Source organism: Buttiauxella agrestis, assembly GCF_900446255.1.
Lineage (GTDB): Bacteria > Pseudomonadota > Gammaproteobacteria > Enterobacterales > Enterobacteriaceae > Buttiauxella > Buttiauxella agrestis.
Map to the genome: position 1 here is coordinate 633,887 of NZ_UIGI01000001.1, position 13,098 is coordinate 646,984.

General features: G+C 52.5%; 11 protein-coding genes. 8 read left to right on the top strand and 3 right to left on the bottom strand.

All coding sequences use genetic code 11. The annotated features are described in order from the left end of the window. Nucleotides 1–42: 42 nt before the first annotated feature. The 5 genes from deoC to yjjJ all read left to right on the top strand — a co-directional run bounded on the left by deoC (nucleotide 43) and on the right by yjjJ (nucleotide 5,858). On the top strand, nucleotides 43–822 hold the full coding sequence (gene deoC / locus DY231_RS03145) for a deoxyribose-phosphate aldolase (protein WP_115627244.1): 780 nt from the start codon (nucleotides 43–45) through the stop codon (nucleotides 820–822). 59 nt (nucleotides 823–881) lie between these two features. Then, the gene (gene deoA / locus DY231_RS03150) at nucleotides 882–2,201 is read left to right on the top strand and encodes a thymidine phosphorylase (protein ID WP_034498630.1); all 1,320 of its coding nucleotides are present in this window, start codon (nucleotides 882–884) and stop codon (nucleotides 2,199–2,201) included. Nucleotides 2,202–2,274: 73 nt separating this feature from the next. Then, nucleotides 2,275–3,498 (top strand): phosphopentomutase, encoded by a 1,224-nt coding sequence (gene deoB, locus DY231_RS03155; RefSeq protein ID WP_115627245.1) that lies wholly within the window; start codon nucleotides 2,275–2,277, stop codon nucleotides 3,496–3,498. 161 nt (nucleotides 3,499–3,659) lie between these two features. Next, a complete protein-coding gene (gene deoD, locus DY231_RS03165) occupies nucleotides 3,660–4,379 on the top strand; it encodes a purine-nucleoside phosphorylase (protein WP_034459469.1) in 720 nt (239 codons plus the stop codon). Nucleotides 4,380–4,529: 150 nt separating this feature from the next. Then, nucleotides 4,530–5,858, top strand: coding sequence for a type II toxin-antitoxin system HipA family toxin YjjJ (yjjJ, locus tag DY231_RS03170; protein WP_115627247.1), 1,329 nt, complete (start codon nucleotides 4,530–4,532; stop codon nucleotides 5,856–5,858). Here yjjJ and lplA read toward each other — a convergent pair. Together lplA and DY231_RS25115 are read right to left on the bottom strand one after the other, a co-directional pair. Continuing rightward, nucleotides 5,855–6,871 carry a lipoate--protein ligase gene (lplA, locus tag DY231_RS25110; RefSeq protein WP_147295622.1) on the bottom strand — a complete coding sequence of 339 codons (1,017 nt, stop codon included), beginning with the start codon at nucleotides 6,869–6,871 and terminating at the stop codon, nucleotides 5,855–5,857. The genes yjjJ and lplA overlap by 4 nt on opposite strands. Nucleotides 6,872–6,889: 18 nt before the next feature. Beyond that, on the bottom strand, nucleotides 6,890–7,540 hold the full coding sequence (locus DY231_RS25115) for a YtjB family periplasmic protein (RefSeq protein ID WP_147295623.1): 651 nt from the start codon (nucleotides 7,538–7,540) through the stop codon (nucleotides 6,890–6,892). Between the two features lie 119 nt (nucleotides 7,541–7,659). Between DY231_RS25115 and serB the strand changes: the two genes are divergently transcribed. Genes serB through nadR form a run of 3 tightly spaced genes read left to right on the top strand, consistent with a single transcriptional unit; the run spans nucleotide 7,660 to nucleotide 11,277 of the window. Further along, nucleotides 7,660–8,637 (top strand): phosphoserine phosphatase, encoded by a 978-nt coding sequence (gene serB / locus DY231_RS03180; protein ID WP_115627248.1) that lies wholly within the window; start codon nucleotides 7,660–7,662, stop codon nucleotides 8,635–8,637. After that, entirely contained in the window at nucleotides 8,637–10,019 is a 1,383-nt protein-coding gene (radA, locus tag DY231_RS03185; protein ID WP_034498619.1) for a DNA repair protein RadA, read from the top strand. The genes serB and radA overlap by 1 nt, the downstream gene beginning before the upstream one ends. A gap of 25 nt (nucleotides 10,020–10,044) precedes the next feature. Then, nucleotides 10,045–11,277, top strand: coding sequence for a multifunctional transcriptional regulator/nicotinamide-nucleotide adenylyltransferase/ribosylnicotinamide kinase NadR (gene nadR / locus DY231_RS03190; RefSeq protein WP_115627249.1), 1,233 nt, complete (start codon nucleotides 10,045–10,047; stop codon nucleotides 11,275–11,277). A 45-nt stretch (nucleotides 11,278–11,322) separates the two neighbouring features. On the opposite strand, the gene ettA is transcribed toward nadR, so the two are convergent. Continuing rightward, nucleotides 11,323–12,990: an energy-dependent translational throttle protein EttA gene (gene ettA / locus DY231_RS03195; RefSeq protein WP_034498615.1), complete on the bottom strand. Its 1,668-nt coding sequence runs from the start codon at nucleotides 12,988–12,990 to the stop codon at nucleotides 11,323–11,325. Nucleotides 12,991–13,098 lie beyond the last annotated feature (108 nt).

Genomic DNA, 13,098 nt, shown 5'->3' on the forward strand with positions numbered 1-13,098 from the left:
ATAACATCGCAACTGATTCTATATCTTTTGTTGGAGAGTGTTATGACCGATTTAACTGCAAGCAGCTTGCGCGCCCTGAAATTGATGGACCTGACTACCCTGAATGACGATGACACCAATGAAAAAGTGATCGCACTTTGCCATCAGGCCAAAACAGCGGTGGGTAATACTGCGGCGATTTGTATTTATCCGCGCTTCATTCCCATCGCGCGTAAAACTCTGAATGCACAGGGTACGCCTGATATCCGTATTGCTACCGTCACCAACTTCCCGCATGGCAACGATGATATCGAAATCGCCCTGGCGGAAACTCGTGCGGCTATCGCTTACGGTGCGGATGAAGTTGACGTTGTGTTCCCGTACCGTGCGTTGATTGCCGGTAACGAGCAAGTTGGTTTTGAGCTGGTGAAAGCCTGCAAAGAAGCTTGCGCGGCGGCGAACGTTCTGCTGAAAGTGATCATCGAAACCGGTGAGCTGAAAGAAGAAGCACTGATTCGTAAAGCATCTGAAATCTCTATCAAAGCTGGCGCGGATTTCATCAAAACTTCTACCGGTAAAGTACCTGTCAACGCTACACCAGAAAGCGCTCGCATCATGATGGAAGTGATTCGTGATATGGGCGTTGAGAAAACGGTTGGTTTCAAACCTGCGGGCGGTGTGCGCACTGCTGAAGATGCAGCACTGTTCCTGTCAATTGCAGACGATCTGTTTGGTGCTGACTGGGCGGATTCCCGTCACTACCGCTTTGGCGCATCCAGCCTGCTCGCGAGCCTGTTAAATGCTCTGGGTCACGGCGACGGCAAAAGCGCTAGCGGCTACTAATCTCTTCCTTTGCGGCGGTTTCCCCGCCGCATTTCACCTGATGAACTCAGGGGGTTACCTTGTTCCTCGCTCAAGAAATTATTCGTAAAAAACGTGATGGTCATGCGCTTAGTGATGATGAAATTCGTTTCTTCATTAATGGTATTCGCGATAACACCATCTCCGAAGGGCAAATTGCCGCACTGGCAATGACCATTTTCTTCCACGACATGACTATGCCAGAACGCGTATCACTGACCATGGCGATGCGAGATTCAGGAACCGTGCTGGACTGGAAGAGCCTTAATCTGAACGGCCCAATCGTTGATAAACACTCAACGGGCGGCGTGGGTGATGTCACCTCTCTGATGCTTGGCCCAATGGTGGCGGCATGTGGCGGTTACATCCCAATGATTTCTGGCCGTGGTTTAGGCCATACCGGCGGTACGCTCGATAAACTCGAAGCAATCCCTGGCTTTGATATTTTCCCGGACGATAACCGTTTCCGCGACATCATCAAAAATGTCGGCGTAGCGATTATCGGCCAGACAAACTCGTTGGCACCGGCTGACAAACGTTTCTACGCCACGCGTGACATTACCGCGACCGTAGATTCCATTCCGCTCATCACCGCATCGATTCTGGCGAAGAAACTTGCCGAAGGCCTGGATGCTCTGGTGATGGACGTGAAAGTCGGCAGCGGCGCATTTATGCCAACGTATGAGCTTTCTGAATTACTCGCCGAAGCGATTGTCGGCGTGGCGAACGGCGCGGGCGTGAAAACCACAGCGCTGCTGACCGACATGAACCAGGTGCTGGCCTCCAGCGCAGGGAATGCGGTTGAAGTTCGCGAAGCGGTGCAGTTCCTGACCGGTGAATACGTTAACCCGCGTCTGCATGAAGTCACCATGGCGTTGTGCGTGGAGATGCTACTTTCCGGCAATCTGGCAAAAGATGACGCCGAAGCACGCCAGAAACTGCAAGCAGTGCTCGATAATGGTAAAGCGGCTGAAGTCTTTGGTCGCATGGTTGCGGCGCAAAAAGGCCCGGCTGACTTCGTCGAAAACTATGCGAAATATCTGCCAACTGCGGTACTGAGCAAAGCTGTTTATGCCGATCGCGCAGGTTTCGTGGGCGAAATGGACACCCGCGCGTTAGGCATGGCGGTGGTTTCTATGGGCGGCGGTCGTCGTCAGGCATCTGACACCATCGATTACAGCGTGGGCTTCACTGATATGGCGCGTCTGGGCGACAGTGTGGATACCACTCGCCCGTTGGCCATTATTCACGCCGCAAGCGAAAACCAATGGCAGGAAGCCGCACGAGCGGTAAAAGCGGCAATCAAAGTGAACGATACACAGCCCGCAGAAACGCCAGTTGTATATCGCCGTATCAGCTAAATGCTGGCATACTGATCTGATCACTTTTTGAAACGCTTACGGGCGTTTCAGGCGCAATGACGCAGGAGAAATTATGAAACGTGCATTTATTATGGTGCTGGACTCTTTCGGTATCGGCGCAACAGAAGATGCAGCAAAATTTGGCGATGTTGGCTCGGATACTTTCGGGCACATTGCGCAGGCGTGTGCCAAAGGCGAAGCAGATAAAGGCCGTAAAGGCCCGCTGAGTTTGCCAAACCTCACCCGTCTGGGTCTGGTGAAAGCCGCCGAAGGTTCTACCGGTAAAATCCCGGCAGGCATGGACGGTAATGCAGAAGTTATCGGTGCATACGGTTGGGCGCATGAACTGTCATCAGGTAAAGATACGCCGTCAGGTCACTGGGAAATCGCCGGTGTTCCTGTGCTGTTTGACTGGGGTTACTTCTCTGACACTCAAAACAGCTTCCCGCAGGAATTGCTGGATAAACTGGTTGAGCGTGCAAATCTGCCAGGTTACCTCGGTAACTGCCACTCATCCGGTACGGTAATTCTGGATGAGTTGGGCGAAGAGCATATGAAAACCGGCAAGCCGATTTTCTATACCTCTGCTGACTCCGTGTTCCAGATTGCCTGCCACGAAGAAACCTACGGCCTGGATAAACTCTACGAACTGTGCGAAATCGCCCGTGAAGAGTTGACCGAAGGCGGCTACAACATTGGTCGTGTTATCGCGCGTCCGTTTATCGGCGACAAAGCCGGTAACTTCCAGCGTACCGGCAACCGCCACGATTTGGCTGTTGAACCGCCAGCACCAACCGTGTTGAAAAAACTGGTTGATGAGAAAAATGGCCAGGTTGTTTCCGTGGGTAAAATTGCCGATATCTATGCTGAAGTGGGTATCACCAAAAAAGTGAAAGCGACCGGTCTGGACGCGCTGTTTGATGCCACCATCAAAGAGATGAAAGAAGCGGGCGACGACACTATCGTGTTCACCAACTTCGTTGATTTCGACTCATCTTACGGCCACCGTCGTGATGTAGCAGGCTATGCCGCCGCACTGGAACTGTTTGACCGCCGCCTGCCAGAACTGATGGAACTGCTGAAAGAGGATGACATTCTGATCCTCACCGCTGACCACGGTTGCGACCCAACCTGGCAAGGCACAGACCATACTCGCGAACACATTCCGGTCCTGATTTACGGCCCGAAAGTGAAAGCTGGCTCTCTGGGCCACCGTGAAACGTTTGCCGATATCGGCCAGACGGTCGCAAAACACTTTGGTGTTTCCGATATGGACTACGGCAAGAACATGCTGTAATCACTTAAATTTCAGGTGTTATCGTCGCAGCCAGATTGTGTTCGGACAGCGCGGAGCCACCGGAGCGTACACGTAGTACGTGAGGATGGCGAGCACTGCCCGGACGCAAGCTGGCAAGTAAGATAGCCTGAGACATTGTTTAAAAAGAAAAGGATCTTAAGATGGCAACGCCACATATTAATGCTGAGATGGGTGATTTCGCAGACGTAGTATTGATGCCAGGCGACCCGCTGCGCGCAAAACACATCGCAGAAACTTTCCTCGAAGATGTCCGTGAAGTGAACAACGTGCGTGGCATGTTGGGCTTCACCGGGACCTACAAAGGTCGCAAAATTTCCGTAATGGGCCACGGTATGGGCATCCCATCCTGCTCCATCTACACCAAAGAGCTGATTACTGATTTCGGCGTGAAGAAAATCATTCGTGTGGGTTCATGCGGCGCAGTACGTGCTGATGTGAAACTGCGTGATGTGGTCATCGGCATGGGCGCTTGCACTGACTCTAAAGTGAACCGTCTGCGTTTCAAAGACCACGACTTCGCGGCTATCGCTGACTTCGACATGGTTCGCAACGCGGTTGATGCGGCAAAAGCGCTGGGCGTTGACGCTCGCGTAGGCAACATCTTCTCCGCAGATCTGTTCTACACGCCAGACCCAACCATGTTCGATGTAATGGAAAAGTACGGCATCCTGGGCGTGGAAATGGAAGCGGCGGGTATCTACGGCGTGGCAGCAGAATTCGGCGCGAAAGCACTGACCATCTGCACCGTATCTGACCATATCCGTACTCACGAGCAGACGACTGCTGAAGAGCGCCAGACTACCTTTAACGACATGATCAAGATTGCGCTTGAATCTGTGTTACTGGGCGACAAAGAGTAAGATTCAAAAGGGTGCTTCGGCACCCTTTATCATTCATATATTGTTCATGGTATCTATTCACTGCAACCCCCTCATTCTTCACACCTGCTTTACCTTTCAAATATATAGCGCTATAAATCTATTCATGTATCTATTCATGAATCTATTCATATGAGCGCGCTGACTGATTTGTTACTCCACGGACCACAAACTGCAAACTCCTTGCGGCAGCGTTTGGGTGTCAGCCAGGCGACGTTTTCACGTCTTGTAAATGCTCAGAGCAATGTGATTAAAGCGGGGGCCGCCAGAGCGACTCGCTACGCGCTGCGGCGTCCTGTTCGTCAGATTCAGCAGTTCCCGTTGTGGCAAATTGATGATGTCGGGCAGGCATGGCGCTTCGGTGAGTTGTATCCCATTTGGCCGCAGGGGAGTTGCCTGGTCATTTTGAATAATGGTACCGCGCAGTGGTTTGACGGGATCCCCTGGTATTTGACCGACCTTCGCCCTCAGGGTTTTTTGGGAAGAACGTGGGGGCGTAAATTTGCGCAGCAGGCGGGGCTACCGGAAGATATCCGCTTGTGGCAGGAAGAAGATGTTCTCCTGGCACTATCACAGCAGGTATCGGAAAACCTGGGTGGCTGGCTGGTTGGCGAGGAAAGCTATCGACGCTGGTTTGACACCCCTTTGCCGCCGGTGATTGCCGATGCTGATAAATTATCGGTGTATAGCGAACTGGCGAGTAGCGCACTCGCGGGCGATATCGTGGGGTCGTCTGCGGGGGGCGAACAGCCTAAATTTACCTGTTATGCACAGACTACGACCGGGCCGGCGCATGTCATCGTTAAATTCACCCCGCCGCTTCAAAACGAGAATAGTCAGCGCTGGTCTGATTTGCTTTATGCTGAAGCTTTAGCGCTCAATATTCTGGCTCAGGCAGGTTTCCCCGCCTCGACGGCAAAAGTTCTGACCAATACGCAAAGGCAAACATTCCTTGAAGTCATTCGTTTTGACTGCATGGGTGCGCAGGGTCGCAGAGGAATTGTCTCACTAGAGGCGGTGCAGAGTGAGTTTGCCAGCGGGGCACAGCCCTGGCCCGTCACGATGGAAAAATTACTCGCCCAAAAGTCGGTTGAACCAGCAACCCTACGCCTGACGCAGCGCATCTGGGCGTTTGGCCGATTGATAGCCAACAGCGATATGCATGCAGGGAATCTTTCGTTCTATCTGTCTGATATGCCACTGCGCCTGGCTCCTGTCTACGACATGCTACCCATGGCTTTTGCCCCGAACAGCGCCGGGCATATGCGCAGGGATCCGGTAAAACCGCAGATTGATCCCATCGTCCCGCGAGAAGTGTGGTTGGAAATGTTGCCCTATGCTCGCCAGTTCTGGCTCGAGGCAAGCCAGAATCAGGGGATTAGCGAAAGTTTCCGGGAGTTGAGTTGTGCAATGGCTTCAGAGCTGAATGCAGTTGAAGCCAACGTTAAACGCCTCGCCTAACGCACCGTCTGCGCAATCCACTCGCTCAATTCACGCAGTTCCATTTCCTGCTCAGGGAAATCTGCAATCAGTGTTTCGCATTGCTGCTGCAACATATCGCTACGATACAAACAACCCTGCAAGCGTGCCGCCAGCGCTTCCAGCGGGGCGGGGTTCAGGCTGTCGGTAAATATTTGCGTGCGGGTGATGTGCCCTTTTTCAACGTCGAAGTGCAGCTCAACGCCGCCCCAGGTAAAACGCTGGTCCAGTAAGTGGCTAAATGCTGGAGCCTGGCCGAAATTCCATTCCCAACTGCTTTGACGGGCAAACGTTTCAGCAAAACCGGGCAAGTCGGGCAGGGCATCTGGAGAGATATGTTCTGCTTCTACGCGTTCGCCGTAGTGAGCAAAGAATGATTCGCGAACCGCATCGCAAATTTGTTGGTGCGTGATACCAGGCAGAATATCGCTCAGATTGGTCACTCGCCCCCGAACCGACGTAATCCCTTTGGCCTGAAGTTTCTTCTCATCAGGATTCAGGTAATTTGCCAGACGGCTTAAATCCGCGTTGAGCAGTAAAGTGCCGTGATGGAAGCCGCGATCCAGCGTTTCTTTATATGCCGAGCCAGAAACTTTACGCACCCCGTCAGCGGTAGTCACTTCCAGATCGTTGCGCCCGGAAGCCATTGCATTAATCCCGAGAGAATTAAGCGCATTCACCACAATGGCGGTAGAAATGCTTTTATCGTATTCGGGCTTTCCGGCCATAAACGTAAAACAGGTGTTGCCTAAATCGTGGAATACCGCGCCACCACCGCTGCTGCGCCTTGCCAGCCGGACGTTATCTTCTTCCATGCGGCGGGTATTGCACTCTTTCCACGGGTTTTGCGCCCGGCCAATAACCACCGTATCAGCGTTGCGCCACAAAAAGAGTACGCGCTGTGTGGCCGGCATCTGGCGGAAAATACACTCCTCAACCGCCAGGTTGAACCAGGGATCGTAAGAGTCAGAAATAAGCAGTCGTAGTGTCGTCATCGTAGAAATCCTTTCTCTCTAAGGTTTATTCGCGCTCTGTTCATCTTCATCTTCCTTCACTTCGGTATTCGCGGTAAGAAGGAAAGGTGATTGCTGCCAGCGGGTGCGTTTGCCCTGCAACAGCGTGCGTGTCAGGACAATGCCAATCGCCAGCGCCAGCAACATCATCAGGCGCAGAATGTTTGTGGTGTTATCCACCTGTTTGGCTTCGGTCGCGAGAGTATGCGTATCGAGCGTGATACGCAGATAACCGACTGGCCCATCTTTATCTTCAATGGGTTGCACAATTTGCTGGTTAAAATAGCTGCCCGCTTTTTTGCCATCCAGCGCGAGTCTGTCGCGCACGCCGATCCCTTCACCGGCACGGGCGATTTGATCACCGTTATCGTCATAAACACCGGCATCAAGAATGCGGCTATCCTGAGTCAGTAACTTCAATACGGCTGAAATCTTTTTTTCATCAGGATTTTCAGATTTCATGAGCGGAGTCAGGTTGTAGCTGACCTGACGTGCCAGCGTTCTTGCCAGCTCCTCGAGCTGCACATTTCGGGCTTGCTGATGCCCCTGGCTAAACCACGATGCGCCTTGCATCAGTGCGACTAAAAGTGCGAGGCAGATAAGCACAATCACTGCACGATGTAGCCTGAATTTCATTTTTGCCCGAGCCATAATGCACCTTAGGAAAATTGCCGATTTTACTGCGCAGTTTAATGTTGCCAGAAGCGGCTCTGACAAGGTAGCCTCATGCGTTGTTTTACTCTGGCCTTTATCTTTATTCTGGAGCTGTGATGCCAAATAGTCTGACCTGGTGCGACCTACCGACCGATGTTTCTCTTTGGCCTGGGTTGCCGCTATCGCTAAGTGGTGATGAAGTCATGCCACTCGATTACCGTGCTGGCCGCAGCGGCTGGCTTCTGTATGGTCGGAATCTGGATAAAGAATGCCTGAACCGCTACCAGCGTAAACTTGGCGCCGCCATGGTTATCGTAACTGCGTGGTGTGTTGAAGATTATCAGGTTATTCGCCTGGCAGGTTCATTAACACCGCGAGCGACCAAACTTGCGCACGACGCCGGGCTGGATGTCGCACCGCTGGGTAAAATTCCGCATTTGCGCACGCCAGGCTTGCTGGTGATGGATATGGACTCAACCGCTATTCAAATCGAGTGCATCGATGAAATCGCCAAACTGGCGGGAACCGGTGAAATGGTCGCCGAAGTAACCGAACGCGCCATGCGTGGCGAGTTAGATTTTACGGCCAGCCTGAAGCAGCGCGTAGGCACCCTCAAAGGAGCGAATGCTTCTATTCTGCGTCAGGTGCGTGATGAACTGCCGTTAATGCCGGGGCTGACTTCGCTGGTGCTAAAACTCGAATCGCTGGGCTGGAAAGTCGCGATTGCTTCCGGCGGTTTCACCTTCTTTGCAGAATACCTGCGCGATAAACTGCATCTTGATGCGGTAGTGGCGAATGAGCTGGAAATTTGTGACGGCAAGCTAACCGGCGAAGTGATTGGTCAAATTGTTGATGCGCAATTCAAAGCCGAAACGCTCAAGCGTCTGGCGGATAAATATGAAATTCCTGCCGCGCAAACTGTCGCGATTGGCGATGGAGCCAATGATTTACCGATGATTCAATCTGCTGGCCTGGGCATCGCGTTTCACGCGAAACCAAAGGTGAATGAGAAAACTGAAATTACTATCCGTCACGCAGATTTGATGGGTGTGTTCTGTATTCTTTCAGGCAGTCTTATCCAGGAAGAACGCTAATGGCGAAAGCTCCGAAACGCGCATTTGTCTGTAACGAATGTGGTGCAGATTATCCTCGCTGGCAAGGGCAATGCAGCGCCTGTCATGCCTGGAACACCATCACTGAGGTGCGGATCGCCGCGTCTCCAACCGTTGCGCGTAACGAGCGTTTGTCGGGTTATGCTGGCAGTGCGGGCGTCAGCAAAGTCCAAAAACTTTCAGATATTAGCCTCGAAGAACTGCCGCGTTTTTCCACCGGTTTTAAAGAATTTGACCGTGTGTTAGGCGGCGGTGTGGTGCCTGGTAGCGCCATTCTGATTGGTGGTAATCCGGGCGCGGGTAAATCAACATTGCTGTTGCAAACGCTGTGTAAACTCAGCGAACAGATGAAAACGCTGTACGTCACGGGTGAAGAATCGCTGCAACAAGTCGCCATGCGTGCCCACCGCCTGGGTTTGCCGACCAATAACCTGAATATGCTTTCGGAAACCGGCATCGAGCAAATCTGCATGATTGCCGAAGAAGAAGCGCCGAAGCTGATGGTTATCGACTCCATTCAGGTGATGCACATGGCGGACGTGCAGTCGTCCCCGGGCAGTGTGGCGCAGGTGCGTGAGTCAGCCGCTTACCTGACGCGCTTTGCTAAAACGCGTGGCGTGGCAATTATCATGGTCGGTCATGTGACTAAAGACGGTTCACTTGCCGGGCCAAAAGTCCTCGAACACTGTATCGACTGCTCGGTGATGCTGGATGGCGATGCCGATTCCCGTTTCCGCACGTTGCGTAGCCATAAAAACCGCTTCGGTGCGGTGAATGAATTGGGCGTGTTCGCCATGACGGAACAAGGGCTGCGTGAAGTGAGCAACCCTTCTGCCATCTTCCTGAGCCGTGGTGATGAAGTGACTCCCGGCAGCTCGGTGATGGTGGTGTGGGAAGGTACGCGGCCGTTGCTGGTAGAGATCCAGGCGCTGGTGGATCAATCCATGATGTCCAACCCACGTCGTGTGGCTGTGGGTCTTGAGCAAAACCGCCTGGCAATTTTGCTGGCCGTTTTACACCGCCATGGCGGTTTGCAAATGGCTGACCAGGATGTATTTGTGAATGTGGTGGGTGGTGTGAAAGTCACGGAAACCAGTGCTGACCTGGCGTTACTGCTGGCGATGGTTTCCAGTCTGCGAAATCGTGCTTTGCCGCAAGATTTAGTGGTGTTTGGTGAAGTCGGGCTGGCAGGCGAAATTCGTCCGGTGCCAAGCGGGCAGGAACGTATTTCTGAGGCAGCAAAACACGGCTTTAAACGTGCTATTGTGCCGCAGGCGAATGTGCCGAAAAAACTACCGGAAGGGATGCAGGTCTTCGGCGTGAAAAAACTTGCTGATGCGCTGTCGGTGTTTGACGACTTATAATGACCTATTTCGCAGGAGGCACAGCATGTCGTCTTTTGAGTACCTGAAGACCGCTATTCGTCAGCAGAGCGTGACGCTGCAACAGGTTGCAGAATCCTGCGGCATGACCAAAGGCTATCTTAGCCAGTTACTGAACGCCAAAATCAAAAGTCCAAGCGCGCAGAAGCTGGAGGCGTTACACCGTTTTCTGGGTCTTGAATTTCCCCGCCGTGAGAAAAAAGTCGGCGTGGTGTTTGGTAAGTTTTATCCGCTGCATACCGGCCATATCTATTTGATTCAACGCGCGGCAAGCCAGGTTGATGAACTGCACATCATTATGGGTTATGACGAAACCCGCGACCGTTTGTTGTTTGAAGACAGCGCCATGTCTCAGCAACCCACCACGGGCGACCGTCTGCGCTGGCTACTACAGACTTTCAAATATCAGAAAAACATCCGTATTCATTCGTTTAACGAAGAGGGGATGGAGCCGTATCCGCATGGTTGGGATGTCTGGAGCCGTGGCATCAAAAATTTTATGGAAAGCAAAGGTATCAATCCCGATTGCATCTACACCTCTGAAGAGGGCGATGCGCCACGGTTTATCGAACAGCTCGGCATTGAAACGGTGCTGATAGACCCAAAACGCACGTTCATGAATATCAGCGGTGGGCAGATTCGCGAAAACCCGTTCCGCTACTGGGAATATATCCCGACGGAAGTGAAACCGTTCTTTGTCAGAACCGTCGCTATTCTGGGTGGTGAATCGAGCGGGAAGTCGTGGATGGTGAATAAGCTCGCCAACATTTTCAACACCACCAGTGCCTGGGAATATGGGCGGGATTACGTCTTTTCCCATCTGGGTGGGGATGAGATGGCGCTGCAATATTCTGATTATGACAAGATTGCTATCGGTCACGCGCAGTACGTTGATTTTGCAGTGAAGTATGCGAATAAAGTAGCGTTTATCGATACCGACTTTGTCACCACGCAGGCATTCTGTAAAAAGTATGAAGGCCGCGAACACCCGTTTGTGCAGGCGCTTATCGACGAATACCGTTTTGACCTGGTGATTTTGCTTGAGAACAACACGCCATGGGTGGCTGATGGTTTGCGCAGTCTTGGCAGCGATGCGGATCGGAAATCCTTCCAGGATTTGTTGGTGTCGATGCTTGATGAAAACAACATCAGCTATGTGCACGTGGAAGAGTCGGACTACGATTCGCGTTTCTTACGCTGTGTGGATTTGGTGAAGAATATGATTGGCGAGCGGGGATAATCGGGCTTGTCAAAAGAAGGGGCGCATTAAGCGCCCCTTTTTTTATTACTTCGTTACGCGCTTGTACTTAATACGCTTAGGTTCCAGCGCATCCGCACCCAGGGTGCGTTTCTTGTACTCTTCGTACTCAGTAAAGTTACCTTCAAAGAACTCCACTTTACCTTCATCCTGGTAATCCAGAATGTGCGTGGCGATACGGTCAAGGAACCAACGGTCGTGCGAGATAACCATTGCACAGCCTGGGAATTCCAACAGGGCGTTTTCTAACGCGCGCAGGGTTTCGATATCCAGGTCGTTGGTTGGTTCATCGAGCAGCAATACGTTACCGCCAACTTGCAGCAGTTTCGCCAGATGCAGACGGCCGCGCTCACCACCGGACAGTTCACCAACACGTTTACCCTGGTCAACGCCTTTAAAGTTAAAGCGACCCACGTACGCACGGCTTGGCATCTCGGTATTACCGACACGCATAATGTCCTGGCCGCCGGAAACTTCTTCCCACACGGTTTTGCTGTTGTCCATCGCGTCACGGAACTGATCGACAGAAGCCAGTTTCACGGTTTCGCCCAGTTCAATGGTGCCGCTGTCAGGTTGTTCCTGACCCGACATCATACGGAACAGAGTTGATTTACCCGCGCCGTTCGGACCGATGATGCCCACAATCGCGCCTTTCGGTACGGAGAAGGTCAGGTCTTCAATCAGCAGGCGATCGCCGTAGGATTTACGCAGGTTGGTCACTTCAACGACTTTATCGCCCAGACGTGCACCTGGTGGAATAAACAGTTCGTTGGTTTCGTTACGTTTCTGGTATTCGGTGTTGTTCAGTTCTTCAAAGCGAGCCAGACGGGCCTTGCCTTTAGACTGGCGGCCTTTAGCGCCCTGACGAACCCACTCCAGCTCCTTCTCAATGGATTTACGGCGAGCCGCTTCCGTTGAGGCTTCCTGAGCCAGACGAGCATCTTTCTGCTCAAGCCAGGAAGAGTAGTTACCTTCCCACGGAATACCTTCGCCGCGGTCAAGTTCCAGAATCCAGCCTGCAACGTTGTCGAGGAAGTAACGGTCGTGCGTAATTGCCACAACGGTGCCTTCAAAGTCGTGCAGGAAGCGCTCGAGCCATGCCACGGATTCAGCATCCAGGTGGTTGGTTGGTTCGTCGAGCAGCAGCATGTCGGGTTTTTCGAGCAGCAGGCGGCAAAGTGCCACGCGGCGACGTTCACCACCGGACAGGTTAGCGATTTTCGCATCCCAGTCTGGCAGACGCAGTGCATCAGCAGCACGCTCGAGTTGCACGTTCAGGTTATGGCCGTCGTGCGCCTGAATGATTTCTTCAAACTTGCCCTGTTGGGCTGCCAGTTTGTCGAAGTCAGCGTCCGGCTCAGCATATTTGGCATAGACTTCGTCGAGGCCTTTCAGGGCATTAACCACTTCAGCCACGGCTTCTTCAACCGATTCACGGACGGTATGTTCAAGGTTGAGTTGCGGTTCTTGCGGCAGATAGCCGATTTTCAGTCCAGGTTGTGGACGAGCTTCGCCTTCGATGTCGGTATCAATGCCGGCCATAATGCGCAGCAGCGTGGATTTACCGGAACCGTTCAGACCCAGTACGCCAATCTTGGCGCCAGGGAAGAAACTGAGCGAGATATTTTTCAGAATATGGCGTTTCGGCGGAACAACTTTGCCGACACGATGCATGGTATAAACGAATTGAGCCACAGTGCGACTTCGCCTCTTTTTCGTGATGTAAGATGGTACATATCAGTGGCGAAGTGTAGCCGTTTTCAGCAGGTAATCCCAGCAGGGGAAGTGGGATGTGTTACCCGG

What these genes read in the sequence shown, in the direction of transcription:
- deoC (WP_115627244.1), top strand. Translation starts at nt 43, where the DNA reads ATGACCGATTTAACTGCAAGCAGCTTGCGCGCCCTGAAATTGATGGAC.
- deoB (WP_115627245.1), top strand. Translation starts at nt 2,275, where the DNA reads ATGAAACGTGCATTTATTATGGTGCTGGACTCTTTCGGTATCGGCGCA.
- deoD (WP_034459469.1), top strand. Translation starts at nt 3,660, where the DNA reads ATGGCAACGCCACATATTAATGCTGAGATGGGTGATTTCGCAGACGTA.
- yjjJ (WP_115627247.1), top strand. Translation starts at nt 4,530, where the DNA reads ATGAGCGCGCTGACTGATTTGTTACTCCACGGACCACAAACTGCAAAC.
- lplA (WP_147295622.1), bottom strand. Translation starts at nt 6,871, where the DNA reads ATGACGACACTACGACTGCTTATTTCTGACTCTTACGATCCCTGGTTC.
- DY231_RS25115 (WP_147295623.1), bottom strand. Translation starts at nt 7,540, where the DNA reads ATGGCTCGGGCAAAAATGAAATTCAGGCTACATCGTGCAGTGATTGTG.
- serB (WP_115627248.1), top strand. Translation starts at nt 7,660, where the DNA reads ATGCCAAATAGTCTGACCTGGTGCGACCTACCGACCGATGTTTCTCTT.
- radA (WP_034498619.1), top strand. Translation starts at nt 8,637, where the DNA reads ATGGCGAAAGCTCCGAAACGCGCATTTGTCTGTAACGAATGTGGTGCA.
- nadR (WP_115627249.1), top strand. Translation starts at nt 10,045, where the DNA reads ATGTCGTCTTTTGAGTACCTGAAGACCGCTATTCGTCAGCAGAGCGTG.